The sequence below is a fragment of the Streptomyces sp. NBC_00461 genome, assembly GCF_036013935.1.
GTDB lineage: Bacteria > Actinomycetota > Actinomycetes > Streptomycetales > Streptomycetaceae > Streptomyces.
This window is the reverse complement of record NZ_CP107902.1, coordinates 3,068,326-3,094,318: the sequence shown is the minus strand read 5'-3', so window position 1 is coordinate 3,094,318 and position 25,993 is coordinate 3,068,326. Positions and strand designations below refer to the sequence as shown.

The 25,993-nt window shown below is 71.8% G+C and carries 22 protein-coding genes; 8 read left to right on the top strand and 14 right to left on the bottom strand.

Features of this window, described 5'->3' with window-relative positions:
- Positions 1-12 precede the first annotated feature (12 nt).
- Both OG870_RS14575 and OG870_RS14570 read left to right on the top strand, forming a co-directional pair.
- Positions 13-927 (top strand): ATP-grasp domain-containing protein, encoded by a 915-nt coding sequence (locus OG870_RS14575; RefSeq protein ID WP_266584913.1) that lies wholly within the window; start codon positions 13-15, stop codon positions 925-927.
- Positions 928-937: 10 nt separating this feature from the next.
- Positions 938-1,453 (top strand): DUF402 domain-containing protein, encoded by a 516-nt coding sequence (locus OG870_RS14570; protein WP_266584915.1) that lies wholly within the window; start codon positions 938-940, stop codon positions 1,451-1,453.
- A gap of 39 nt (positions 1,454-1,492) precedes the next feature.
- Here OG870_RS14570 and OG870_RS14565 read toward each other — a convergent pair whose 3' ends face one another.
- The 10 genes from OG870_RS14565 to OG870_RS14520 all read right to left on the bottom strand — a co-directional run bounded on the left by OG870_RS14565 (position 1,493) and on the right by OG870_RS14520 (position 13,934).
- Positions 1,493-2,092: a hypothetical protein gene (locus OG870_RS14565; RefSeq protein ID WP_266584917.1), complete on the bottom strand. Its 600-nt coding sequence runs from the start codon at positions 2,090-2,092 to the stop codon at positions 1,493-1,495.
- Positions 2,058-2,888, bottom strand: a complete 831-nt coding sequence (locus OG870_RS14560) for an FkbM family methyltransferase (RefSeq protein WP_266513760.1) — start codon at positions 2,886-2,888, stop codon at positions 2,058-2,060. Before OG870_RS14560 ends, OG870_RS14565 begins: the two co-directional genes overlap by 35 nt.
- Positions 2,885-3,109, bottom strand: a complete 225-nt coding sequence (locus OG870_RS14555) for a Trm112 family protein (protein WP_266513757.1) — start codon at positions 3,107-3,109, stop codon at positions 2,885-2,887. Before OG870_RS14555 ends, OG870_RS14560 begins: the two co-directional genes overlap by 4 nt.
- Entirely contained in the window at positions 3,106-4,038 is a 933-nt protein-coding gene (locus OG870_RS14550; protein ID WP_266588446.1) for a hypothetical protein, read from the bottom strand. The genes OG870_RS14555 and OG870_RS14550 overlap by 4 nt, the downstream gene beginning before the upstream one ends.
- A 23-nt stretch (positions 4,039-4,061) precedes the next feature.
- Positions 4,062-4,796, bottom strand: a complete 735-nt coding sequence (locus tag OG870_RS14545) for a class I SAM-dependent methyltransferase (RefSeq protein WP_266840559.1) — start codon at positions 4,794-4,796, stop codon at positions 4,062-4,064.
- Positions 4,793-6,184 carry a condensation protein gene (locus OG870_RS14540; protein WP_266840561.1) on the bottom strand — a complete coding sequence of 464 codons (1,392 nt, stop codon included), beginning with the start codon at positions 6,182-6,184 and terminating at the stop codon, positions 4,793-4,795. Before OG870_RS14540 ends, OG870_RS14545 begins: the two co-directional genes overlap by 4 nt.
- A gap of 142 nt (positions 6,185-6,326) precedes the next feature.
- The gene (locus tag OG870_RS14535; RefSeq protein ID WP_266840563.1) at positions 6,327-10,778 is read right to left on the bottom strand and encodes an alpha-(1->3)-arabinofuranosyltransferase; all 4,452 of its coding nucleotides are present in this window, start codon (positions 10,776-10,778) and stop codon (positions 6,327-6,329) included.
- Positions 10,775-11,548, bottom strand: coding sequence for a class I SAM-dependent methyltransferase (locus OG870_RS14530; RefSeq protein ID WP_266584925.1), 774 nt, complete (start codon positions 11,546-11,548; stop codon positions 10,775-10,777). Before OG870_RS14530 ends, OG870_RS14535 begins: the two co-directional genes overlap by 4 nt.
- A 53-nt stretch (positions 11,549-11,601) precedes the next feature.
- The gene (locus OG870_RS14525) at positions 11,602-12,753 is read right to left on the bottom strand and encodes a glycosyltransferase family 4 protein (RefSeq protein WP_266513743.1); all 1,152 of its coding nucleotides are present in this window, start codon (positions 12,751-12,753) and stop codon (positions 11,602-11,604) included.
- Between the two features lie 194 nt (positions 12,754-12,947).
- The gene (locus tag OG870_RS14520; RefSeq protein ID WP_266840565.1) at positions 12,948-13,934 is read right to left on the bottom strand and encodes a DUF3068 domain-containing protein; all 987 of its coding nucleotides are present in this window, start codon (positions 13,932-13,934) and stop codon (positions 12,948-12,950) included.
- A gap of 248 nt (positions 13,935-14,182) precedes the next feature.
- Between OG870_RS14520 and OG870_RS14515 the strand changes: the two genes are divergently transcribed.
- Together OG870_RS14515 and OG870_RS14510 are read left to right on the top strand one after the other, a co-directional pair.
- Positions 14,183-14,335, top strand: a complete 153-nt coding sequence (locus tag OG870_RS14515) for a hypothetical protein (RefSeq protein WP_266513737.1) — start codon at positions 14,183-14,185, stop codon at positions 14,333-14,335.
- A gap of 3 nt (positions 14,336-14,338) precedes the next feature.
- Positions 14,339-15,586 (top strand): helix-turn-helix domain-containing protein, encoded by a 1,248-nt coding sequence (locus OG870_RS14510; protein ID WP_266513734.1) that lies wholly within the window; start codon positions 14,339-14,341, stop codon positions 15,584-15,586.
- Between the two features lie 6 nt (positions 15,587-15,592).
- Here the strand turns inward: OG870_RS14510 and OG870_RS14505 are convergent, their stop codons facing one another.
- A complete protein-coding gene (locus tag OG870_RS14505; protein ID WP_266584927.1) occupies positions 15,593-16,678 on the bottom strand; it encodes an NAD-dependent epimerase/dehydratase family protein in 1,086 nt (361 codons plus the stop codon).
- A 206-nt stretch (positions 16,679-16,884) separates the two neighbouring features.
- On the opposite strand from OG870_RS14505, the gene OG870_RS14500 reads away from it, so the two are divergent.
- On the top strand, positions 16,885-17,658 hold the full coding sequence (locus OG870_RS14500) for an IclR family transcriptional regulator (protein ID WP_266584929.1): 774 nt from the start codon (positions 16,885-16,887) through the stop codon (positions 17,656-17,658).
- Positions 17,655-18,500 carry an SMP-30/gluconolactonase/LRE family protein gene (locus OG870_RS14495; RefSeq protein ID WP_266584931.1) on the top strand — a complete coding sequence of 282 codons (846 nt, stop codon included), beginning with the start codon at positions 17,655-17,657 and terminating at the stop codon, positions 18,498-18,500. The genes OG870_RS14500 and OG870_RS14495 overlap by 4 nt, the downstream gene beginning before the upstream one ends.
- Positions 18,501-18,600: 100 nt before the next feature.
- On the opposite strand, the gene OG870_RS14490 is transcribed toward OG870_RS14495, so the two are convergent.
- On the bottom strand, positions 18,601-19,869 hold the full coding sequence (locus OG870_RS14490) for a DUF6545 domain-containing protein (RefSeq protein ID WP_266584932.1): 1,269 nt from the start codon (positions 19,867-19,869) through the stop codon (positions 18,601-18,603).
- Positions 19,866-20,489, bottom strand: a complete 624-nt coding sequence (locus OG870_RS14485) for a toxin-antitoxin system, toxin component family protein (protein ID WP_266584934.1) — start codon at positions 20,487-20,489, stop codon at positions 19,866-19,868. Before OG870_RS14485 ends, OG870_RS14490 begins: the two co-directional genes overlap by 4 nt.
- Positions 20,490-20,796: 307 nt before the next feature.
- Between OG870_RS14485 and arfA the strand changes: the two genes are divergently transcribed.
- A complete protein-coding gene (arfA, locus tag OG870_RS14480) occupies positions 20,797-22,311 on the top strand; it encodes an arabinosylfuranosidase ArfA (RefSeq protein WP_266513716.1) in 1,515 nt (504 codons plus the stop codon).
- Between the two features lie 29 nt (positions 22,312-22,340).
- Here arfA and OG870_RS14475 read toward each other — a convergent pair whose 3' ends face one another.
- Positions 22,341-25,283, bottom strand: a complete 2,943-nt coding sequence (locus OG870_RS14475) for a beta-galactosidase (protein ID WP_327690947.1) — start codon at positions 25,281-25,283, stop codon at positions 22,341-22,343.
- Between the two features lie 92 nt (positions 25,284-25,375).
- On the opposite strand from OG870_RS14475, the gene OG870_RS14470 reads away from it, so the two are divergent.
- Positions 25,376-25,834 carry an RrF2 family transcriptional regulator gene (locus OG870_RS14470; RefSeq protein ID WP_266513704.1) on the top strand — a complete coding sequence of 153 codons (459 nt, stop codon included), beginning with the start codon at positions 25,376-25,378 and terminating at the stop codon, positions 25,832-25,834.
- Positions 25,835-25,993 lie beyond the last annotated feature (159 nt).

The following is a 25,993-nucleotide window of genomic DNA, read 5'->3' as shown; positions in this document are numbered from 1 at the left end:
CCGGAGGCCGCCGTGACCCGTGTCGCCCTCGCCACCTACGACCCCGGACCGCACCCCAGCAGGGACGGCGACCTTCCCGTCCTGGTGCGTGCGCTGCGGGAGGCCGGGGCCGAGGCCGTCGCCGTGCCCTGGGACGACCCAGGCACCGACTGGAGCGGGTTCGATCTCGTCGTCATCCGCTCGACCTGGGACTACAGCTGGCGGGCGGGCGAGTTCGTGGCGTGGGCGCAGAAGTGCGCCGCTGTCACCCGGCTCGCCAATCCGGCCCAGATCGTGCGCTGGAACACCGACAAGCGGTACCTCGGGGATCTCGCGGCGGCCGACGCGCCCGTCGTCCCCACCCGGTATCTCGCGCCCGGCGACGCCCCCGGCCTTCCCGACGACCACGAGTACGTCGTCAAGCCGACCTCGGGCGCGGGAGCCCGGTACGCCGCCCGCTACACGCCGGACGACCACGACAGGGCCGTACGACACCTCGCGCGCATGCACGAGGAAGGGCTGACCGCGATGGTGCAGCCGTATCTGTCCGGCATCGACGTCAGTGGTGAGCGTGCGCTGCAGTTCTTCGGCGGACGGTTCCTGCACGCCAGCCGGAAGGGCGCCGTGCTGGCGCCGGGAACGGCCTACGACGCCGACAAGGTGGCCCACCCGGACCTGGTGCCGTGGACCCCGACGGAGGCGGAACTCGCCGTCGCCGAGCACGCGTTGGCCGCCGTACCGGACGCACCCGGGCTGCTGTACGCGCGCGTCGACCTCGTCGACGGGGCGGACGGGCAGCCGCGGGTGATGGAGCTGGAACTGGTCGAGCCGAACCTCTTCCTCGGTCTGCATCCCGGGTCGGTGTCCGCCGTGGTGGCAGCGATCCTGACGGAGGCCGGACGCCAGTGCTCCGACCGGGGAGATTCAGCGGGGAGGACTGCCAAGTAGCCTCCTGAGCATGACCGTTGCCGAGGTTCTCGTCTCCGTGCGCAAGTTCCACGGCCGCCGGCACTGGCACCATCCGATGGTCCGTCTCGGTGAGGACGAGCACGGAGTGTGGCTGGGCGAGCAGGTCGGCACGGTCTACAGCAAAGGCGAAGTGGGACCGGTCTACACGACTGAGGAGCCGCGGGTCATGCTCTTTCCCCGCGATGCCTGGTGGACCGCGCTCTTCCAGGCGGCCCCTGCTCGCCTGGATGTCTACTGCGATGTCACCACGCCGTCCGAGTGGCCGAACCCCGCAGAGGTCACCATGGTCGACCTGGATCTCGATGTGTGCCGGACACGAGCGACGGGTGCCGTCTTCGTCGATGACGAGGACGAGTTCGCCCGTCATCGGGTCCGGTACGGCTACCCGCCGGAGGTGGTCGCGCAGGCGACTGCGGCAGCCGAGTGGCTCACAGGCGCTCTGCAGGACGGCACGGAGCCCTTCCGCAGTCGGTACCGCACATGGCTGGACACGGTCGGCTGGTGAACGTCGTGGCTGTCAAGGACGGCAAGGCCGGAGTCCGCCTCATTCGCCGACCGCGACCCGCTGCAGCAACCCCCACGTGAACTCGGCCGCCACCTCCCGCCGCACCCCCTCCCCGTCCGGGGCCGTGAAGGCCAGCCCCCATCGGGTCGGGGCCGTGCCCTCCAGCGGCCGGGCGGGGGCGAAGGCGCGGGCTGCCTCGTCGACCGTGCAGGACCAGGGGGTGAGGTCGGCGAGCGTCTTCAGGTCAGGTCCCTCGGCTTCCGGGGCGCGGATCAGCCATTCGTTCCACACCGCGCCGTTCGGACCGAGCAGCACCTCGAAGCGCAGGTCAGGCCAGAGGGGGACGGGGAAGAGCCATGCCTCGCAGACCATGTCGCCGATCCTGCGGGTGAGCGTCGACTCCGGGGCGCCGAGGATCGAGCGGTATCGGGAGGCGGCGGCCCGGGAGCGGGGGGAGCGCAGCATCGCCTGCCAGCGCTTGTTGGCCTCTCTCATGTCGGCGATGGAGGCGCCCAGTGCGTGGCGGGCGTCCTCCACCAGGCCCGGATTGTGGTCGGCCATGCGGCGCAGCAGGACCAGCTGGAAGTCGCGGGGGGTGAAGGGGCTAGCGGGGTGCGTGGCGGACGGCATGGGAACCATGGTCGCCCACGGCACTGACACCCGGGCGGCGCCCGTCCGGGAGGAAGAGGACGGAGTTGACGTAACGGGGGTGCGCGCGGAACGGCAGGACGCGGCCCAGCAGCCCCTGGGAGACGACGTGCGAGGCGCCCGCCTGATGGGCTTCCAGGGGGAACCGCGCGAGCGGCATCCAGGTCGAGCCGGGCAGGACCCAGCCGTCGTAGCGCAGCAGGGAGAGGTAGGTGACGACGGGGGTGATCGGCTGGATGCGGGACTCCAGCTCGACGAAGAGGGCGGGGCGGTCGCGGGCCAGCAGGCCCGTCGCCCCGCGCAGCACCGCCAGTTCGCTGCCGTCCACGTCGATCTTGATGAAGTCGACGTCCCGTAGGCCGAGTTCGTCGAGGGTGACGCAGGGGACGTGCAGGGCGTGGGCGTGGATGTCACGGCGGACCAGGGAGGACACGCCCCGGTCGCCGGCGTCGTCCGCGGGCAGCCACAGCCGGGCGGTGCCCGGGCGGTCCGAGGCGGCGGCCTGGACGACACGGACGTTCGCCGGGGCGGCGGAGGTGAGGAGGCGGGCCAGGTGGGGGACCGGTTCGACGGTCACCACCTGACGTGCCCGCCCCGCCAGACGCCGGGTCCACGGGCCGTACCAGCCGCCGACGTCCACAGCGGTGCCGCAGCCGGCCGGGCACAGGTCGGACAGCCGGGCCAGCTCGGGTTCGAAGCGCGGGTAGACCGCCCGCGCGGTGGCCGCCACCAGGCGGACGGGCAGGTGCGGGGCCAGACGGGCGGCCAGGGTACGGGGTGCGGTCACGACGAGATCCGCTCCAGGAGGGCCTCGTGCTCGTCGTCCGACACCTGCTCCCCGGAGGACGGCAGCAACTGAGGAATGCCGTCGACGATCGGGTAACGCCGGTGCAGACGCGGGTTGTAGAGGGCCTCGTCGGCCGTCGGCCCGTCCGGCAGGAGAAGGTGCAGCGGGCCCTTGTCGAGCGGGCACGCCAGGATCCGCAGCAGTGGGTCGTCGGGCTTCATGGAGGGGTCAACTCCTTGGTGGCAATGGGGGGTTGGGGTGGAGTCGGTGGTTCCGGCCGCGGATCGTGCCGGGGCATGGCCAGGAGTACCGAGACGGCGAGGGCGGTGCCCGCCAGGCGCAGGGCCAGGCGCAGGGGGTCGTGCGGGAGGGCCTCGCCGAACGAGAGCGTGCCGAGTACGGCCGTGAACAGACAGGTCACGGTGGTGCACACGGGCACGATCAGCGAAGCCCGGCAGCGCTGCAGCGCGGCCTGCGACATGACCAGGCCGAACGCGCCGGTGAACAGCAGCAGATACGGGTACGGGGAGCCGAGCAGGCCGACGACCGCGTGGCTCGGCCCACTGGTCGTCAGGTAACTCGACACGCCCTTGATGGCGAGCGAGCTGACCCCGTACAGCAGGCCCACGGCCACCCCGTACTCCACGCCCGTGGTCGGCGCGCGGTGCCGGTGGCGGGCGCGGCGCTCGGCGGCACCGTAGAGCCACACGCCACCCGCCAGCGACGGCACGCAGACCAGCAGGATCAGTGGATACGGGGCGCTGCGGCTGACCGTGTCGGCACCCGGGCCGGCCTCCTTCAGCGACAGTACGACCATGAGCAGCGCGGCCAGGATCGCGCCGAGCGCGTACCGCTCGCGGCCCGTGGTCTCCTCGCCCAGCAGTCGGGCCGAGAGCAGGACGAGCAGGACCAGGCCGGAGACGAAGATGCCCTGGGCCGCGGCGATCGGCAGGGTCCGGTAGACGGCGAGCTGCGCGCCGAAGCCGGCGGCCAGGGCGAGCGAGCCGCCGATCCAGAGGGGGCTGCCGAGCACCAGCCGCAGCAGTCGGGCGGGTTGACGGATCGTCACCTCCGGCAGTGCGGCCAACGCCCGCTTCTCCAGCACGAATCCGGTGCTGTAGAGGAGGTTCGCCACGAGGGCTGCCGCCACTCCCCACCACATGGCCACGCCCCCTAGGTCCTTCGCGCGTGCAGAAGCAGGATGGAGGCGACTGACGGTCTGGCGCAGGCCAGCCGGTCGAGCGGGCGCAGCGTGCGCGGTACGCCGTGGAAGGGGGCGCCCTTCATCTCCACGATCTCGAAACCGGACGCGGCGACGAACTCCCGTAGCGCGCGGGCGGTGTAGAGCCGCAGATGCCCCACCACCTCCCGCCCCGGCCGGCCGTGGATCGCGCGCAGGCTGACCTCGGAGAACACGGGCTGCACACCGGCCAGCAGGAGGGCGCGGTTGTACCAGGCGGCCAGGTTCGGGGTGGAGAGCAGGAGGTGGCCTCCGGGGCGCAGGACGCGCCGGATCTCGTCGAGCGCCGCATCCGGGTCGACCAGGTGCTCGATGACCTCGCTGAACAGCACGGCGTCGGCACAGGCGGTCCTGAACGGCAGCCCACCGCCGCCGAGTTCACCACGAACGGCGTACGACAGGTGCGTGCGGGCGCGGGTGAGGGCGTCCTGGGACCAGTCGACGCCGACGATGCGATGGCCGGACAGCAGGGGCGCCGCGGTGGCGGCGGCGGTGCCGTCCCCGCAGCCGAGGTCGAGGACGGTGCGCGGGGTGCCCGTGGCCGGGCCGAGGGCGGTGGCCAGCATGCGGGCCTGGCGGAGGGTGCGGGGGGTGCCGGAGGCGACGGGGACGGCGGGGTTCTCGTAGAAGTCGCGGAGGCCGGGGCGGAGCGTGGAGGTGGTGGTCATGGGGTGACCTCCGTGGAGTGCAGGTAGTGCTCGAACAGGTCCCGGAGGTGGGCGCCGTCGCCGTGGCTGAGCAGGGCGCGGGACCAGCGCAGGGCGAGGTGGAGGCGGCCCGCGGTGGACGCGGTCGTGACGGTCAGACCGCGGGGCATACGGGCGGGGGCCGAGAACCAGACCGCGTGCGCACGGCCCGCCTCCTCGCCGAAGTCCAGCGGGTACGGGATGCGCCCGATGTTGCTGAGCAGGGTCGTCGACGTCCAGGGCGCGGCCGCCCTGCGCAGGCCCCGGGTCAGCGCGGCGCGCCAGGCCACGGGAGTGACGGGCGCGGTGAGGAGCGCGGCGCCGTGGCCGAGTTGGGGGCGGGGGAGGGATTTCAGGGCACGGGTGCGGATGGCCGTGCCGCGCAGGAGGGCGGGCATGTCGGCGCGAGTGTGGGCGGCCAACTCCTCAGCGCTGAAGGGCACTTCGACCAGACGGGTGCCGTTGCCGATGGGCATGGTGGCGTCCCGGAGGCGGTCGTCCACGGGCATGGTGATGCGCAGGGGGCGAGGGTGGGCGCCGTGTTCCCTGTTCCAGTGGGCGATGGTGAGGGCGGTGGTGACCATGAGTTGGTCGTTCACCGTGTACGGGGCGCCCTTCGGGCGGTGGGGGAGGGGGAGTTCGGTGACGAGCATGCCGTTGCCGGGAGAGGGCTCGGGGGTGCCGGGGGCGACGCGGGCGGGCGGGGACCAGTTGGAGGGGGTGTCGCCGGGGCCCTGGGGGGCGTCGGCCGTGCGTACGGGGGGTGCCGCGGGGGAGTTGTCCCTTCCTCCGTAGAGCTCGGCCGCGGTGGCCAGGACACGCAGACAGGCCGGGCCGTCCAGGGCGGTGTGGTTGATGGTGAGGAAGAGGACGGTGCCCCGGGGATCGCCCGGTTGCGGGGCTGTGTGCCGCCCGGGCGGCACGCCGACGGCGTCCGTCGCCTCACTGCCCTCCGCCGGGCCCGCCCCCTCCACCACCTCCAGGCGTATCGGCGGAGAAAGGGACAGCGGCGGGGCGCTCGTCAGTGCCCGCGTCCGCGCGTCCCGCAACGCGCACCGGCCCCCCGGCGGGAAGGACACCACCTCCGCGTCCGGCCCGCCGGTCAACTCCCATTCGTAGCGCCGCCGATACCAGTGCCCCGGGGCTTCGCGCATCAGGATGCGCGGATGGCGACGCAGGGCCGCCACGAACGCGGCACGAAGCCGGTCCCGGTCCAGCCGCCCCGGCAGATGGACCTCGATGTGAACCGTCTCCGGCTCCTCCTCCTGGACACAGTGCCGGGCGACCTCGTCGACGACCGGAAACGGAATACGAACCGGCAGACGAGCCGGGCCGCCGCCGGCGCGTGCCGGGTGTTCGATGGCGGTCATTCGGGGTCGCCCCTCCCCATGGTGGTGGTCGGGCTCTGTGTGTCCTGGAGCGGTGCCGATCGGAGCGTCGGGGCGGCGTGGAAGGGGGTGTGGCCCGGTGGGCGCGCGGGGCTTTCGGCGCGTGCACGGTGGTCCGGTGCGGTCACTTGGAATCGCCCCTTCCGCTGTCGGTGTTCGGAGCCGGTGTCTGCTCGGCCGGTGTCTGCTCGGGCGGTGCGGGCGGGGGCTTCGGTGTGCGGGAGGTGATGCGGGTGGTGGGTGGGTCGGGATCCGGTCCACCGGGGCCGCGGGCCGAGAGGGTCGGTCCGGTGTCGGGGCGCGGGGTGGAGGGCTTGCTCTCGGCCCCGTGAACCTCTTCGCTCCGGGGCTGCGGCCCCCTCGCGCCGCGCAGCCGGCGCGGCAACGACCGTGTGGGTGCCTCGGAGCCGGACGGTGCGCCGGTGGCCGGCACCGGAGGCAGCACTGCCGTGGCCCCCGGCCCCTCGTCCGGCTCCCGCACGCTCACCAGACCCGCGAACAGCCCGATCAACGCCAGCAGTTGGGCCGCGTGCCCGAACGAGCCGTGCCCCGCGCCCACCGGCTCACCGGCCCCCGTCGCCGCCGCGATCCCGGCCCCCGCGAGGGCCACGAACGCGATCGGTACGAGCGGTGCGTGCCGTCGGTACGCCAGCAGGGCCAGCGCGGGCACCAGCAGGGCGAACCACCCGGCGATCGCGATGCCCACCGCGGTCAGCACCACCGTGCCGAGCCACAGCCCCGGCAGCGGCGCAGCCGGCTGCGGCGGGTCGGGGTTCGGTGCGCGCCGCCGCCACACGACCAGGCCCACCAGGACCGCGAGCCCCACAGCCGAGCCGATCAGCCCGCCCTCGTAGGTCGTCGCGGGCTCGTACGACAGCTTGACCGTGCCGCCAACCCCGGCCGGGATCCGCCAGCCCTGCTGCCAGCCGTCGAGGCGGACCGACGTCAGCTCCTTGCCGCCCAGGGTGGCCTTCCAGCCGTCGTTGTAGTTCTCGTACGTCGTCAGGTACATGGCCGCCCCGGAGCCGACGGTCACCTCCCGGCGGTCGCCCAGCCAGTCCCGTATCGTCAACCGGCGTTCCACCGCCGTGGGCTCGGTGACCGTGCCGTGGGTGAGGGTGACGTCCGTCAGCGGGAGAGGCCCGGCGTCCCCGGCCTCGACCCGGTGCGCGCCCGCCGTCAGCTCCAACGCGTTGTCGGCGCGCCCTCGTTGGCAGAGCGTGACGGCGACCGGCCGGCGTTCCCGCAGGTCCTGTACCGTCCCCCGCACGCTCGTCCGGTACAGCTCGCCGTCCACGGCCACGTCCGGCCCCCGCCCGCACGGCAGCGAGAACGTGCGGGAGCTCCTCGGCTGCGGCGTGCGGTACTGGTCCAGTGCCGGGATGTACGCCTCGGTCAGGCCCACGGGCAGCTGCAGGTCCTCGTCGGCGACCGGGTTGTGCAGGGTCAGCGGCGCCGTCCGCGTGATCGTGATGTCCAGACCGTCCGTGGTGATCGGGTCGAAGCGGACCACGCCGTTCTCGTCGACGCCGGCGGTCGTCGAGCCGTCCGGCGAGCTGATGTCCACCTGGTCCGGACGGCTCGACAGGCCGCCGGCCGGTGCCAACACCACTTCCCCGACCGGCAGTTTGCCGTTCCAGCGCAGATGGATCGTCGGCCGGTCGCCCGCGATCCACGCCGTCGTCAGGTCGCCGTCGGTGAGGTTGCGCGCGGACAGTCCCGCACCGAGGGGCGCCGTCGAGTCGGCGGTCGCCACGATGCGGTTGCGCTGGTCGGGCGCGACCTCGTACAGCAGCCTGTCGAGCGCCTCACCGGCCACCGGCACCGCGCTCGCCTTCACCTCGTACGTCCCCGCCGCGGCCGTGGAGAAGCGCCGGTGCAGGCCCGCCTCGGTGCCGGTGGCGGAGAGGCCGGTGGGGTCGGGGGTGCGGTGCAGGGAGATCATCGTGGCGGCGGCGTCCGAGCCGTCCGCGTCGGTCGGCAGCCGCAGGAGCCGGGTCACCTGGACGTGCGGCAGGCGGACCTCGGAGAAGCCCGCGCCGGTGAGGCCCGAGCGACGGGACACCGAGTCGACGATGGTCAGCTTCATCCAACTCGTCGAGCCCGCCGGTGCCTTGACGCTCTGCGTCTGGCCGTTCGGCCGCAGGAAACTGGTCCTCGACCCTTTCTCGGTCTCCACCCGCACCTTCGTCGCCGCCGACCGCACGCTCTGCTGCGGCAGCGGCGTCACCTCGAACGACGACGGCATGTCGTAGGTGTCCGTGAAGCCGATCCGCAGCCACTGCCCGTCCGCCGAGTCCGGCGCGCCCTCCGTCCAGGCGGTCTCCGGATTGCCGTCGAAGGCGTTCACCGGGTCGTACTGGGGGAGGTGGAAGAGCCAGTTGCCGCTGGAGGAGGCGGTCACCGAGCGGGCGCCGCGCAGCTGGGCCACCGTCTGGTGGCCGAGGCCCTTGGTGGGCAGGATCTGGTGCGGCCTCCGGCCCGGGTCCTGCACGGCGTCCGGCGAGTTCCGCTCCGAACTCGTGTATGTGTACGACGTGTTGGCGTCGACCAGGCCGAACCGGGTGTCCGCGCGGCGCAGCCCGTCGCCGACCACCTGGAGGGACGGGGAGCCGAGCCCGGGGTGGTTGTCACCGGTCAGCACACTCGCCCGGCCGCGCAGCTCGGACGCCGTCGGGAGCAGCGCCTCGGGGCCGCCGGAGACCACGGCGGTGTCGGCGACCGGCAGCAGATGGGCCTGCCCCGGCCTCGGCACGCCCTTGCCCGCGGGCTCGTAGATCTCCACCGCCCGCTGCCGCGGGTACAGCCCTTCCACCTGGAGCGGCGCGTCATGGGCGATCGTGCCGCCGGTCATGACCGGCCCGAAGCCCGTCACCCGGACATACCCCGACTGTTCCAGGGTCCGCTTCACCGTCGTGGTCGGCACCGAGCCGATCTGGTCGGGGTCCAGGTCATTGCGTACGACGACGTAGTAGAGGCCGGCCCGGCTCAGATAGTCGGCGAGGCCCGGGACGTCACTGCCGGAGGCCAGGGCGTCCTCGACCGCGTCCATCGCGCGCCGGTTGCCCGGGGTGCCGAAGGGGACGTAATCCCGTTGCGCCCAGCGGGACCTGGCGAGGACGTCGAGGGGCTGGTCGATGGGGGAGCCCCAGGTGTAGAGGCCGTGCGAGGTGGCCGGGGCGACGAGGGCGCGGGAGTCGGGGGAGTACTTCGCAAGCCAGCTCGCCGTGGTCCTCCAGTACGTGGGCAGTTCCTGGAAGGAACCAGGGTTGAGGATCGAGCCGTTGAGGTACGGCCACATGAGGCCCGGAAGGATCAGGGCCGCCGCGACCAGGGGGGCGAACCGGCGGCCGCGCACCGGCCGGGCCCCGCGCCCCTGCGCCGCCACGCCCACCACATGGGCGAGCCCGAGGACCAGCGCCAGAGCCAGTCCGGTCTGGAACTTGTAGATGTTGCGGAAGGGGACCAGCGCGCCGTTCAGCCAGTCCTGCACGACCCCGTGGAAGGGCGCGCCGAACGCGCCGCCGTATCCCGCGAGCAGCACCAGGCCGGTGCAGATCACGGTCAGCACCAGCCACCGCCGCTCCGGCATGTCCCGTCTCGCCAGCCCCGCGAGGCCCAGCCCGGCCGCGAGCGCCGAGCAGACGATGGCGATCACCGAAGCGGCGACGGTCCAGCCCGCCGGCAGCCACGCCTGGCCGAAGTGCAGATAGGCGACCCAGTTGCCGGCCCCGCGCAGCGCCTCCGTCGCCGACATGGTGGCCGTCGAGGTCTGCGAAGTCTCCACGTACGGAAGGAAGTTCTCGCCGTAGACGCCGAGCATCAGCAGCGGGATCCACCACCAGGCCGTCGCCACGACGACCCCCGGTGCCCACCAGGCGATCAGCTTGCGCTGACGTGGCCCGGGCGGCCGGGACAGGAGGTACAGCCCGACCGGCAGCAGCGAGGCCAGCGTGGAGGCGCCGTTCACACCTCCCATGAACGGCACGAGCAGCGCCGAGCGCAGAGCCGCCACCCGCGCGCCGTAGCGCTCACTGGTCAGCGGCAGCAGCACCCAGGGCAGAAAGGCACCGGGCAGCACGGCGGCCGAGGTCGACCCGACGACGATCGTGAACACCGGCCACAGCGCGTACGCGACGCCCGCGAGCAGCCGGGAACCCCCGCTGCCCACCCGCAGCCGCTCGGCCAGCCGCAGCGCACCCCAGAAGGCGACGGACACGATCAGCGACAGCCACAGCCGCTCCGCCAGCCACACGGGCAGCCGCACGGCATGGGCCAGCCAGTAGAACGGCAGCATCGGCCACAGGTAGCCGGCGTACTGGTCCTGGATCCCGCCGAAGGATCCCTGGTCGTGCCACAGCTGCCCCAGACCGGAGAAGAACGAGCCAGGGTCGACCGTCACACCCAGCTTGGTGTCGAAGGTCTGCCGCCCCGGGTGCACCACCACGAACAGCACGAACACCACGGCCCAGAACCCCACCAGCCAGCGCCGCGACCGCGGGCCCTCCGGGGGACCCGAGGTGGCCGCGGTGGTGGGGACGGCTGCCGGAGGAGGAGCCTGGACCGTGGTCGTCATGGGGGACACCGCCGGAGGATGAGGAGAAGGTTCCAGGTGGCCAACTCCCTTACGCCGGGGGCCTTCACGACGGCCTCGGCGAGGAACGGCCAGTAGCGGGAGCGCGCCGAGACGACCGAGACGTCGTCGCGGGCGCGCACCTGCCGCAGCGTGGTGCCGATGTGCACGGCGAAGAGGTTCTCGCCGAGGGTGTGCTTGGCGGGCTTTCCGGTACGGCGCCGGTAGCGGGCGCGGGCCCGCTCGGCGCCGAAGTAGTGCCAGGGCGCCCACTCGTGACCGCCCCAGGGCGACAGCCAGTTGGTGAACGAGACGTAGATGAGCCCACCGGGCCGGGTGACGCGGGCGAGTTCACTGAGAAACGTCTGCGGGTCGGCCACGTGCTCAAGGACGTTGGACGAGAAGGTCACATCCGCGACCCCATCCGACAGGGGCAGCAGATACCCGTCCGCGATCACGGCCGACTCGGGCGGCGTCTCCCCCAACTCCTGTATGTCCGGCTCGAAGAGATAGGCAAGCGCACCCCGCCGCCGAAACTCCTCGGTGAAGTACCCGCTGCCTCCGCCGACGTCGACGACGGTGCGTCCGGCGACGGGCCCGTCGTAGCGCTCGACCTGGTCGACCGCATCACGGGCGAGCAGTTCGTAGCAGCTCTCCGGATCATCCTGCTCATGCAGAAAGGCGCGGAAGAGGGCAAGGGACCGCTGAAAGGAGGGATCCTTGAAACTCCGCTGGGCTGGAGCGCCCCTCCAGGGGCGCGGGGCTGTGTTCAATTTGCGGCTGCCGCCGCGTGAGCGCGACCAGCCACGACGAACCGACAGCCGAGTCACGTCCCCCAGCCCCTCACCGCCTCCGCGGCAACCGCCCGAAACTGTCTGACCGTCCGATGCCACCGATACCGAGCCGCCCGATCCCGAGCAGCCTTGCCCATCGCCTCCCGCCGCCGCCCGGACAGGGCCAAGGCGCACCAGGCCGCCGCGAACGAGGACTCCCCGCGCGCGAGCACACCCGTCTCCCCGTCGACAACGGAGTCCCGCAGCCCCGGCACATCAAAGGCAACCGTCGGCGTCGCACGGGTGGCGGCCTCGGTGACGACCAGCCCCCATCCCTCCACGGCGGACGGATGCAGCAGCAGCCAGGCCGCGCACAGCAGCCGGTGCTTCTCGGCCTCGGAGACATGGCCCGCGAACTCGACGCCGGGGCCGGCGATCCGCTCCAGGCGACCCCGTTCGGGTCCGTCGCCGACGATCACCAGCCGGCCGCCGGTGACCGGCCGCACCCGCTCCCAGAGTCTCAGCAGCAGATCGATCCGCTTGTACTCGACGAGCCGGCCCACCGCCACGAACAGCGGATCGGCCGATCGCTCGGCGCGCGGCCCGGGCTCCTCCACTCCGTTGTGCACGACGCGGATCCGGTCACGTTCGACACCGATCGCGTGCAGGGCGTGCGCCGTCGAGGGGGAGACGGCGACCAGCAGACTCCGGTGCTGGGCACCGGTCAGCGCCCACTGTTCGAGTCTTCGGCCGACGCGCGCGGCCGGTGCGAGGGGCCCGCCGAACCGCATCTTCCACAGGTCGGAGTGGACATGGTTGACCAGGCACAGGGTGGGGCCGTGGTGCCAGAGGGGCGCGAGGTAGGGCATGCCGTTGCAGACCTCGACCAGCAGATCGGTCTCGCCGACCTGCCGGGCGAAGGCGGAGCGGGCGCGCAGGTAGTGGCCGAACTCACCGCCGGCCGACACGACCCGGTAGTCCCGGAAGGCCGCCGGTCCGCCGCAGATCAGGGTGACCTGGTGGCCGAGTTCGGTCAGCCCCTCGGCGAGCCGGTCGACCAGCAGCTCGGAGCCGCCGGCCGCCGGATTGTCCAGATCCCGGTGGGCGAGGAAAACGATTCGGCGCGGTTGTGGGGGGAGCGCCGGAGGGTGCTGCGGCGCCCAGGAGTGTGCGGCGCGCAGCTGGGAAGGCACGTGCTGGGGCATGGGTGCTCCAACTCGTCTCAGGGTGCGGAACTCAGTGGTGTCTTTCTGGACTTGCTGTGGGGGGACTGAGCTCTTCGTGGGCGGGGGGTGTGGACGGGCTGTGCTCGGGTGGGGTTGGACAGTTTTCGCCCAGCCGTTCGCCACGGCTACTCACCGGGATGACAATTTCCGGCTTTATTAGAACTGACGTCATGTCACTTCATGAGGTGAGCCTGGGATGTTCCACCCGTATCAGGTGTTTCGGGGCGTTTCCGTCCTCGTAGCACCAAAACCCCACCCACCACCGCCAGAACGAATCCGGCCACAGCGGCGCCGATCGGCAACGTCTGTCCCACCATGCGCAGTTGGCCGCTCTCTTTCTTCGCCAGTTTCACCTGCGCCTGCTGCGTCGCGGTGGTGAACCCCAGTTTCCGGCTGTCGAGCAGCACCACCGCGTCCTTCTTCGTGCCGGGCGCGCGCAGGGTGCGGCGCGGGCCGACCTGGGCGTAGAGGACCCGGCCGGTGCGCTGGTCGGCGACCAGCTCGATGCCGTGGTTGGAGTACCACTCCTCGGCCAGGACCTGCGGTGCGTTCTTCCGGCCGACGATCGTGCCGGGTACCAGCCGGGTGCCGATCTTCGTGGCCGCGACGGTGCCGGTGAACCGGTAACCCGTGTACCCCTGGACCTTCTTCGTACCCGCGTAGTGCAGCACCACCGTGTCGCCGAGCGAGTTGTCCCACCAGGAGTACGACCGTTTGTGCACGTCGAAGGGGAACTTCAGATACGCGTCGCCCTCGAAGTACGGGTTCTCCCTGCAGCAGTGCACCGGCTGGTTGGTGCGCCGGTCGGTCACCCACCGGTTCAGGAAGAACTCCAGCGCGTCGTGCGGATCGGCGGCCGGCAGCGACTTGTCCGTGTCGACCGTCGTCGTCACGTCCCACACCGCCCGCCCGCTCTTCTCGCTGTCTGCGACGTTGCCGCGCACCTGCTGGGTGACCGTGATCCGCTTGTCGTGCACGGTCTCGATCTCGTCGGTGTCGAAGTAGCTGCCGGTGCCGGAGTACACGGCGGTCGTGTCGATGTCGATCGGGTTCACGGCGGCCCGCGGCTCGACGTACCAGACCAGCATCGGGGCCAGGACCAGCAGAAACGTGCCGAATCCCAGCAGGATCAAGGAGACAGGTGAGGCTGTACGGCGCATCCGGGCACTCCAGGGGGTGGGATGACGGAGTTCGGGCCGCTCTGTCCCTGTCTTCCGGGTCTTCCGGGTCTTCCGGATCGGGCCGGCCGCGAGAATCGGCACGTCCTGGGCGACCCGAGCAGGGCCTATGGGCCGGGAACCGTAGGCGCCTCTTGACGGGGTGTCAATGCTTGTCGAGACTGGGCCGACGGGCAGGGGTGGGGACACCGGGGTGGGGACGACCTCCGGACAGAGAGGCTGACCCTGCGATGTCCAGACTGCTCGCCGCCACGCTCACCGTCGTGGCCGCCGCGGCCCTCGCCGTGGGCGCCGCCCTCGGCGTCGTCGCGCTGCTCGACGCGACCCCCGACCAGCCGAACACACCACTGATCACGTACGAGCAAGCCGGACAGGGGAGTTGACCGGTGACGCCCGCCCACTCGCCGGCCGTCACCACCCGCTCGGCCTGGCACGACGTCCCCCGCCTCCAGGTCCGCCGGTTCGCCGCCCTGGCGATGGCCGAGGCGCCGACGCTCGCCGAGGACATCCTGCGGGAGATCCGCCGCGAGTACCCGCACCTGCCGCTCGTCCTCGACGAGTCCGGCGAGCCCATGGCCCTGGTCGGCATCCGCCGCGCCATCGAGGTCTTCGTCCAGCACCTGGAACAGTCGGAGGGCCGGCCGACGGTCCCGCCGGGCGTCTTCCAGGAGTTCGGCCGAGGCGAGGGCCTGCACGGCCGCTCCCTGGACTCGCTCCAGGCCATCTACCGCATGGGCGTACGCCTGGCCTGGCGCTGTTTCGCCGAGATCGGCCAGCAGGTGGAGATCCCGCCGCCCGCGATGTACGAGCTCGTGGACGCCGGTTACGAGTATCTGGACGGACTGGTCGACCAGTCGGTGCGCGGCTACGCCGAGGCGGCGGCCCGGCAGGCCGGCGAGCGGCTGCGCCTCCAGCGCCGCCTGGTGGAACTGTTGCTCGCCGAACACCATCGGGGCGACCCGGCCGACGCCCTGACCGAACGGGCCGCCCGGGTCGGCTGGCCGCTGCCGCGCAAGGTGGCGGTCGGCGTCCTGCTCCGCCCGGCCCGGGAGGCGGTCGCGCCCGCCGTCGGACAGGGCGTGCTGCTCGACATGGAGTACGAGCAGCCCCGCATGGTCGTCCCCGAGCCGGACGCCGCCGGCCGCCCCGAGTTACTGCACCGGGCGCTGACCGGCTGGTCCGGGGCGATCGGACCGCCCGTACCGCTCGCCGACGCGGCGAAGTCGCTGCACTGGGCCGAGGCGGCCGTACGCCTGATGGAACGGCGGCTGCTGCCCACCGGAGACGTCCTGTACTGCACGGAACACACCGAGGCCCTGGTCCTCCTCCAGCCCGAGGAACTGATCGACGACCTGGCCCTGCGCTGCCTGGCGCCCCTGGCCCACTGCGGGCCGACCCACGGGCGCCGGCTTGCGGAAACGTTACTGGCGTGGCTGGAGACGCGGGGCGGAGCGCCGGAGGTGGCCGCCCGGCTCGGCGTCCATCCCCAGACGGTCCGCTACCGCCTGCGCCAGATCCGCGAGCTGTGGGGCGACGAGATCGACGACCCGGACCGGCGCTTCGAACTCGAACTGGTGCTGCGGGCGCAGAGGTTGAGGGGGGTGCTGGGGGAGACGAGCGGTCACGGGCCGTAGCGGCTCTCAGGTGCGGGACCGCTGCGCCCGCCACGCCTCGTAGTGATCCAGCAGGGTCTCCTCGACGGGCCGGTAGCCGATGCCGAGCTCCCGCACGCTACGGCTGTTGTCGACCTCGAACCTGATGCCGAGGTGCTTGCGCGTGTAGTCCTGGGTGAGCCCGAAGGCGGGACCGAGGACGCGAACAGGCCAGTGCGGAAGGCGGGTTCGGGGCAGCCGAAGATCCTTCGGATACCGCCCCCGAATGATCCTGGCCATCTCGTGGAAGGACGTCATCCGCTCGGCCGCGAGGATGTACCGCCCGTGCGCCTGCGGCTTCTCCGCCGCCGCGATGTGCGCGTCGGCCAGATCCCTGACGTCGACCGTGGTGAAGCTGAAGTCGGGGGCGCCGTAGAAGAAGTAACCCTTGAAGAGCTCCTCGAGCAGGAACAGGCTCCCGGACTCGGAGGCGGGAGTGAGTGACGGCCCGAGCACGAGCCCGGGGTTGACGGCGACCATACGCCACCGCTCCTGCCCCTTCGCCGCCTCCCAAGCAGCCTGCTCCGCAACGGTCTTGGCGTAGTGGTACGGGTTGTTCTCCACGGTGCTGGTGGTGTTGAAGTACGTCTCGCTCAACACCTGCCCCTCCATGCCGAGCACGTCGGCGTAGTCACCGAACACGGCGCCGACGGTGGAGGTGAAGACGAACCTCCGCACCGTCGCCGTCCGCTCCACGCTCCCGACGACATTCCGCGTCCCGACGAGCGCGGGCTCGACCATGTCCCGCTGCCCGTCCTTGATCTTCTCCGGCATGAAGAACGGCGAGGCGACATGAAACACGACTCCGCACCCCTCCATGGCCTCGTCGAAGGACCCGTCCACGAGAAGATCCGCCTCGAACAGCTCCAGACGCCCGGGATGGTCGCCCTGCATGCCACGAAGGGGCGCCACCTTCGGGGCGCTCGCTGTGCTGCGGACGGTGGCACGGACGCGATACCCACGCTCCAGCAGCCGCCGCACGAGATGGCTGCCCACGAAACCACTGCCGCCTGTCACCAGGACGGGGTGCTCCCCCGAAGCCTCACCGACGTCGCCCACCCGCGCTCCGATCATGTCCGGCCGGTCAAGGGAATCCTGCTGTCAGGCATTCTGGTGGGAGCACCGGACGCACGGCCACCGTTCCGCGGGCCCTTCCCGTACTTGGAACTCGCAGAACCATTGCCCGGGCAAACGCACTTGCGTAGCCTGTGTTCGTCATGCCGATCGTCTGTTGAAATTTCGAACACAGACGCCTCAGATAACAAGGGAGGGGGCCGGTTATGGGACGCCTCGTACCTGCCGTGACCCGGGCTCTCGATATTCTTGAGCTCTTCCTCGACGGGGACGGGACGCTCTCCGCCCCCGACATCGTGCGCAGGCTGCAGCTGCCGCGCACCACTGTGCACGAGCTGGTCACCACGCTCGCCGCCCGGGCGTACATCGTCCAGGTGCCCGGGCAGCCGGGACGCTACCGGCTCGGTGTGCGGCCGTACCAGCTCGGCAGCCGGTACGCCGAGCAGCTGGACCTCGCCGCCGAGGGGCAGCAGGTGGCGCGGTCCGTCGCGGAGACCTGTGACGAGACCGTGCACGTGGCGATCCTGGAGGGCACCGACGTCATCTACATCGCCAAGGTCGACTCCACGCATGCCGTGCGCATGGTGTCCGCCGCCGGGCGCCGGCTGCCCGCGCACTGCACGTCCGTCGGCAAGATGCTGCTGGCCTCCCTTCCGGATCACGAACTCACCTCGCGCATCCCGGAGGACGACGAGCTCGTCGGGATGACCCCCAACAGCATCACCGAGCCGTCCGCCCTGCGCGAGGCCCTGGCCCAGATCCGGCAGCGCGGCATCGCGGTGGAGAGCCGCGAGTCCAATCCGGACGTGAGCTGCGTGGCCGCGCCGGTGCGGGACCGTACCGGGCAGGTCGTCGCCGCCCTCTCCATCTCCGTCCCCATGATCCGCTGGAGCGACGAGCGCCGCGAAGAGCTGGAGCAGCTCGCCGCCAAGGGCGCCGTGGAACTCTCGGAACGCCTCGGCTACAGGATCGTCGCATGACGGCGTACGAGGTCGCGGTGCGCGTGGAGGCGAGCCTCGGGGAGGGCCCGACCTGGGACGCGGACGCCGGCCGGCTGATCTGGATCGACATCCTCGGTGCCCGTGTCCACACGTACGAACCCGTGTCGGGTCGCCGCAGCATCCGGGTGACCGACCAGCACGTGGGGGCGGCCAAGCCCAGGGCCGGCGGTGGGCTCGTCCTGAACCTCCGGGACGGGGTCGGACTCGTCGACCCGGACGACACCTTCCGCTGGCTGCACCACGAGGTCGTCCCCGGCCGCCGCGCCAACGATGCCGCCGTCGCCCCCGACGGTTCCCTCTGGGCCGGCACCATGCGCTACGACGAGGCCCCCGGCGGCGGCACGCTCTCCCGGATCACCGGGGACGGGGACGTACGGACGGTTCTCGACGACGTCGCGGTCAGCAACGGCATCGGCTGGAGCCCCGACGGCAGCCTGATGTACTACATCGACTCGCCGACGCGACAGGTCGACGTCTTCCACCACGAAGGCGGCCGGGCGGTGGACCGGCGCCGGTTCGCGCAGATCGAGGAGGACGCCGGCTTCCCGGACGGGCTGACGGTGGACGCCGACGGCTGCGTGTGGGTGGCGCTGTGGGGCGGCGCGGCGGTACGCCGCTACACGCCCGACGGCGAACTGGACCGCGTGATCGAGCTGCCCACGCCCCTCGTGACCGCCTGCGCCTTCGGCGGCCCGGACCTGACCGACCTCTACGTCACGACGGCCCGCGTGGGCCTGACCGCACCCCACCCGGTGGCAGGCTCCCTGCTGGTGGTTCCCGGTGCCGGAAAGGGTTTGCCCCAGCCGGCGTTCGCGGGCTGAGCGTCGTCGAGGCGGCGACACGGGCGGGAGCATTCATAAGGCTCCCGCCCGGCCCCTGGACCTCGGGCCTTCGGCCCCCCGGCTCGCCCCCCCGTCGGCCTCAGCCACGAACCCCCCGCCGATCAACCCCAGCGGCGCCCCGCCCCGCCACGCCCGGTTCCGGTGCGTGGGTGCGTACGGCCAGGAGGTCGGCCGGGTGGCGTAGGGCTTGGGACACGGTGGTGATCTCGCGGAGCAGGTCTGTGGTGTCGGGGGCGTGGTCCGGGTCGGTCTCCGTCGGCCGGTGGCGGGCCTCGACCGCGTCCTGGAGGGCTACCGCGGAGGCGAGGGCCCTGGCGTGGGGCGGGGCGTGGCCGAGGGCGAGGGCGGCCTCGTAGGCCCGGTGGCGTCGGTCCTCGTCGATGTGGCGGGCCAGGGGGAGCAGGACGTCGCGGATGAACGTCTCCCGGCGGATGAGCCGTAGCTCCGGCGTGGCGTGAAGGACGAACGACACACCGCTGCCGTTCACCGTGCGCATGAGGAGGTACAGGGGGCGCAGGCGGTGGTGGGCGGCATGGACCCGCCAGCGTTCGTGGAGGTACTGGCCGGCGTGCGGCAGGATGAAGCCGATCGCTATCAGGATGGCCGACAGACAGGCGAGGGGCGGGGCCACCGCCGTGCTCAGCCAGTCCAGGTGGCGGCCGGTCCAGCGGGCCACCACCGCGGGCAGTTTGACCGCGTAGAAGGAGAGTTGGGCCGCGTAGCCGACACCCAGGAACTTCAGGCCCCAGCGCAGCCAGGCGTCGAGTCCGTCGGTGCGGACCCAGTTCCAGATCAGGCCCGAGGTGATCACGGTGGCCACGGCCTGCGCGAGGAGATAGAGCAGGATCATCTCGCGCATGTACGGGGTGTCGGCGTAGTACGTGTCGAGGTCCCGCAGGCGTTCCACCGGCGCGTCCGCCAGCGCGAACAGCACCCACAGCGCGGCGATCACCGTGCAGGTGCCCGCGATCACCCAGCGCACGGCGCGGACCGTCGCCGCCGAACGGTCGGACAGCCCGTTGCGCCACGCGATGATCAGCAGCAGACAGGAGCCGCAGAACGCGGTCAGCAGCGAGTACACCCAGGGTGCCGAGATGTTCGGCACGCCCGTGATCCGGTTGACCCGGGCGATCGTCGACGGCGCCACGAACACGAACACGGCGCAGGCGATGAGCAGTACGCCGCCGACGGCCCGCAGCAGCGGGTCGCTCCACAGCCGCACGATGCTGGGCAGCTTGATCGCCAGGGCGGCGGTCAGGACGCAGGCCGGGATCCACCAGAACGACGGGTAGAACTCGTTGACGAAACCCGCGGGGGACCACGCCAGTCGGGCGAGGGCCGTCGTCACCGCGCCGTTCCCCCGCGCCCCCGGTAGCCGAGGGACCGTCGCAACGGGTCGAGCGGGGCGACTGTGTCCTGTCCGGACCGCCCCGACCCGCCGGACAGCAGGGGCCGGAACGCGGCGGCGAGCCGGTGCCCGAAGTCGTCGGCCTCCGCCTCGTCGGCGACGCGGGAGCCGTCACGCGCGGCCACGGACAGCGCGGCGTCGTCGAAGGCGTTCCACTCGTGCCGGTCGGCCAGCGCCGCCCCGGCCACGTGGTGGTGGCTGTGCCCGGCGTGCAGGTGCCACAACTCATGGCCGAGGATGACCAGTTGCTGCACCGCCTCGGCTCGTTCCTCGACGATCACCAGGTCGAAGTCCTGGAACTCCACCCACAGCCCGGTGACCTCGATCTCGTCCGGGAACCGCTCGAACCGCAGCTCCACGGGCCGCCCGCCACGCCGGACGCGCATCTCCTCGCACAGCACCCGGCACAGTTCGCGCGCGTCGGCCGGTGGGCGCGATCTGGCCCGCACGGCCGCGCCGAGACCTTTCGTCAGCTTCCGCATCCCGGAGGAGGCCCTTCGCGAGCGCCGCAGCCCCGCGGCGAGCCGGGCCGCCTTCTTCCGCGCGCCCGCGACACCCATCGCTCCCCCTCTTGCGGCTCCTGCCGCTCTCGCCGCCGCACAGCAGGCTGCCCGAGACTACGCCGTCGTTCAACCGAGAACGACCTCCGTGGCTGGAAAGTCCCGTGCTAAACATTGACTGGCAAGCGCTTCCTCTTACGGTCCGGTTCGAGATTACGAGCGGATGCCGAGATACCGAACGCAGCGATCGGGCGCAGTCAATCAGAAGGGGCGGGGACGGGACGACCTGAGCCAACCTGACCTGACCAGCCTCGAAACAACCCGCACCCGCCCGCGAAACAGAGATGCCCACCCCCGAAAGGCGCACATGAGCACCGCCCGCTTCACCCTTGACCCCGCCTTCACCGTCGGCGAGGTCAATCCCCGGATCTTCGGCTCCTTCGTGGAACACCTCGGCCGCTGCGTCTACACCGGCATCTTCGAACCGGGCCACCCCACCGCGGACGAGGCGGGCCTGCGCCAGGACGTCCTGGACCTCGTCCGTGAACTCGGCGTCACGGCAATCCGCTACCCCGGCGGCAACTTCGTCTCCGGCTACAAGTGGGAGGACTCCGTCGGCCCCGTCGAGGACCGCCCCCGCCGCCTCGACCTCGCCTGGCGCTCCACCGAGACCAACCGCTTCGGCCTCTCCGAGTACATCGCCTTCCTGAAGAAGGTCGGCCCCCAGGCCGAGCCCATGATGGCCCTCAACCTCGGCACCCGGGGCGTCGCCGAGGCCCTCGAACTCCAGGAGTACGCCAACCACCCCGCCGGCACGGCCCTCTCCGACCTCCGTGCCGCGCACGGCGACAAGGCCCCCTTCGGCATCAACCTCTGGTGCCTGGGCAACGAGATGGACGGCCCCTGGCAGACCGGCCACAAGACCGCCCAGGAGTACGGCCGGATCGCCGCCGAGACCGCCCGCGCGATGCGCCAGATCGACCCGGGCGTCGAACTCGTCGCCTGTGGCTCCTCCAGCCAGTCCATGCCGACCTTCGCCGCGTGGGAGGCGACGGTCCTGGAGGAGACGTACGATCTCGTCGACTACATCTCCCTGCACGCCTACTACCAGCCCGAGGACGGCGACGTCGATTCCTTCCTGGCCTCCGCCGTCGACATGGAGTCCTTCATCGAGAACGTGGTCGCCACGTGTGATCACGTGGGCGCCAGGCTGAAGTCCAAGAAGAAGATCAACCTCTCCTTCGACGAGTGGAACGTCTGGTACATCTCGGAGTGGCACGCGATCGAGAACTCCGGCGCGCGGGACTGGGCGGAGGCCCCCCGCCTCCTGGAGGACAACTACAGCGTCACCGACGCCGTCGTCTTCGGCTCGCTCCTCATAGCCCTGCTGCGGCACGCGGACCGCGTCACCGTCGCCTGTCTCGCCCAGCTGGTCAACGTCATCGCCCCGATCATGACGGAGCCCGGCGGCCCGGCCTGGCGCCAGACAACCTTCTTCCCCTTCGCCCAGGCCTCGCAGTACGGCCGCGGCCAGGTCCTCGACGTCCGGGTCGACTCACCCACGTACGAGACGAAGAAGTACGGCGAGGCCGACCTGCTGCACGCCACGGCCGTGCGCGCGGAGGACGGTACCGTCACCGTCTTCGCCGTCAACCGCAGCCGCACCGAGGCGCTTCCGGTCGAGGTCGCCCTGAACGGCCTCGACCTGACGTCCGTCGTCGAGCACAGCGCCCTCGCGGACGCCGACCCGGACGCCCGCAACACCCTCGACGAGCCCGAGCGGGTCGCCCCGCACGCGGTCGAGGGCACCGCCCTGACGGACGGCACCCTCACCGCCGTACTCGAACCGCTGTCCTGGAACGTGATCCGACTGGCCCGGTAGCCGCCCGCGCCGGGGCGGAGGCAGGAGGGTCAGACCAGGGTCACCGGCACCCCTCCCGCCGCCGCCCCGAGCAACGTCAGCCGTACGTCCGACGGACCCGACGGTGTGGTCCCGTCGGACAGGACGGCCAGGGTGAGTGTGTTGGAACCACGTGTGCGCAGGATCCCGTTGGGGAGCGCGAAGGTGTGCTGCGGGCCTACGTCGTTGATGTACTGGCCCATGTTCCAGCCGTTGAGGAAGATCTGGACGCGGTAGGCGCGGTCCGGGTCGTCGTCGAGGACCAGGCCGATGGAGGCGTCGGTGCCGGCCTCGACCGCGAGCCCGAAGGTCGTCCGATACCAGGTCACTCCCTGCCGTCGGTCCGCGCGCGGCAACTCCACGGCCTCCCAGCCGTCGTCGCCCTGCCCCGGCAGATGCCAGCCCTGCCGCTCCCCGTACAGCCCGCCATTGTTCTGCGGCCCGCGCACGGGGTCGGGTGCCGCCTCTCCCTGCAGGCGCCAGCTCACCTTCGGGCCGGCCCCCGTGAAGGTGACCGCCGTCAGCCCGCGCGCCACCTTGTGCGTGTCCCGCGCCTTGCCGTCCTGGTCGTGCTGCATGCGGCGGACGAGGACGGACAGGACGTGGGGGCCGGCCGTCCGCAGGGCGTCGGGGACGGCGAAGACCGCCGTGGCCGCCCAACTGCCCTGCCGCACACTGCTGTTGTCGGGCACCGGCATCCGGTGCGTCCCCAGTGGCTTCCCGTCCAGCCAGGCCATCAGCAGTCCCTGCGTGCCCGTGCTGCAGGCGAGCGACACGGACTCGGCGCCGCTCGCGTCGGCGAAGTGCCCGCGGTACCAGACGTCGCCGTAGTGGAAGCCGTAGTCGTCGGCGAACAGGACGGGCTGACCGGCCGGTACCGGGGTGGTGCTGTGCGAGGAGGTCTTGTCGGCCGGTGTCCAGGAGGAGTCGTCGAAGTGGGGCGCCGACTCCGGGTTCTCGTTCCTCCGGCGCCAGCCCGTGCGCAGGGCGGGCAGCGCGACCGTCCCGACACCGGCGAGCGGGCGGGTGCCGCGCAGACTTCCGGAGGAGGTGGGGTGGGTCTGCAACTCCACGCCGTTCCAGCTGACTTCCTGGATACCGCGGGGTCCCCACACCTCCAGCTCGGCGGCCCCGACGGTGTCCCCGGTCAGCCGGACCGCCGCGCCGTCGACGGCCGCGGTCCGCAACAGGGCGGGCCCGTACACCAGCACCGGGCCGGCAGGGGTGTCGCGCGGGAACAGCCGCAGGGAGGTCTCGTCGTCGGCGAGGAGCAGCAGGAGGGGTGTGGCGCTGCCGCCGCCGGAGACCAACAGCCGCGTCAGGCCGTCGAGTTGGGCCTCGATACGCAACAGCCCTGCCGCGTACGACACTTCGGCCCGCCCGTCCAGCACCGTGACCGTCGGCCGGCTCGCGCACACCAGCGCGGTCACCGTCGACTCGCCCGCCCGCCCGGTGAGCACGGCGATCTCCTGGCGCCCGGCGCCGAGGGCCAGCATGGGCTGGGCGTTGGAGTACCGCACCGTCCGCCGCCCCAGCCTGATCCCGGCGGCCAGCAGCCGTGCGTCCTGCGCCGGGACGGTGACGGGAAGTTCGGCGCCGGGGACCGGCAGCGTGGCGTCGACCGGCACCGCGCCGTCGTTGCGCAGGACGTACACATGGGTGCCGGTGTCGGGGTTGGTCAGGTGGTACACCTTCAGGCCGTCCGCCGTGACGTCCGCCGCCCGGTCCAGTTTGGCGAAGTCGGGGACGTGGCGCAGCAGATGCCCGAGCTGGTGCATGGGGATCAGCTTGGTGGTGGGCCGGCGTCCCTCGTCGATGGCCGCCCCGTAGTCGTACGACGTGTAGACGACGGGCGCGGGCAGCCAGCCCCACGAGGTGCCGCCGAAGGTCATGTAGACGCTGTGCAGCGTGATGCCGTTGGCGAGGTTGGTGAGGTAGAAGCGCCGCTCGTAGGCCGCGTCCCGGATGCGCCGCGACTCCTCGTACCCCTTGCCGTCGAACCAGGCACCGCCCCACGGGTCGAACCAGCCGCCCCCGAACTCGGGCACGAAGCCGGGGGTCCGAGGGCTGGCGGTGGCTCCGCCCTTGACTCCGCCGATCCCGAAGTGGCCCCAGTCAGGGGGCAGTTGTGTGGGCGAGGGGTAGCCGTCGAAGCCGTACAGCCAACGCCTCTGCTCCCCGCCGGTGTCGAAGGAACCAGGGGTCCAATAGCCGTTCCGGCCCTTGTCGTTGTGGAACAGCGGGACGTCGATTCCGTCGGCTCGCACCTTCTTGTACAGGTGGGCCATGTAGTCGCGGCCGGCCGGTTCGCCGACGTGCGCGTCGTACTCGTTCTCGATCTGGTAGAGCAGGATCGTGCCCTTGCCGTCGGTGTACTGGTGCCGGGCGGCGATGGCGTTCACCCGGGTCAGCCACTGGTCGACGTACGACAGATAGGTGGGGTCGGCGGTCCGCGCCGTGCCCTCGGTGGCGGTCAGCCAGCCGGGGAAGCCGCCGCCGTCGATCTCGGCGTTGATGTAGGGGCCGGGACGCAGGATGACGTACAGGCCGGTCTCGCTCGCCGTCCGCAGGAACAGGTCCAGGTCGCGGATGCCGGTGAAGTCGTACTGTCCCGGGGCGGGGGAGTGGTAGTTCCACGACACGTAGATACTGACCGCGTTGTAGCCGTGGGCGTGCATTTTCTGCAGGACGTCGCGCCACAGCGACGGGCTCGGCAGCCGGAAGGGGTGCATCTCGCCGGACCAGACGACCAGCCGGCGGCCGTCGACCAGGAGCGAGTGGCGGTCGAAGCCGACCGTGTGCCGTCGCCCGTCCGCTCCCGGCGGGCCGGGCGGCGGGCCCGTAGGGGCGGTCGGGGCGGCGTAGGCGCAGGTCGCGGCCCCGCTGCCGCCGAGTGCCAGGCCGAGCGCGGTGGTGCCGGCGAGGGCGCTGAAGGTACGTCTGCTGAGCTCCAAGGGAGCCTCCCGTCGTGCCGGTGCCGTCGGCGGCGCGTGCGAGGTCGTCGCGCGAGGTCATTGTGTACGGCCGGACCCAGCACAATGGTCCTATGAGGATCTCGGCACGGGCGGATTACGCGGTACGGGCGGTTCTGGAGCTCGCTGTGCGCCACGACGGCTCTCCGGTGAAGGCCGAGGCCATCGCCGCCGCGCAGGACATCCCGCACAAGTTCCTCGAAGGCATCCTCGGTGACCTGCGGCGCGGTGGAGTCGTCGACAGCCGGCGCGGGGGCAACGGCGGCTACCGGCTGGCGCGCGAGGCCGCGAAGATCACCGTCGCGGACGTGATCCGTGCCGTCGACGGCCCGATCGTCTCCGTGCGCGGCGAGCGGCCCACCGGCTTGGAGTACACGGGATCCGCGCAGCCCCTGCTGCCCCTGTGGATCGCCCTGCGGGCCAACGTGCGCAGGATCCTCGAAGGCGTCACCATCGCCGACATCGCGGCGGACGCCCTGCCGGAGCCTGTGCGGCAGCTGGCGGCGGAGCCGGCGGCCTGGGAGAACCCGTAGGAACAGAGTCGGGGCGCGCGTTCGCCCTGTGAAAACCACACCTGTGAATGGCTTGAGTTCGACCTGGCCGCCGTATGTGCGTCTCCCTACGATGCGATCGCCTCCGGTCTTCACAGGAACCCCACGGTTTCTCCAAAGGGTTGCTTGAGCGCCGGGGCG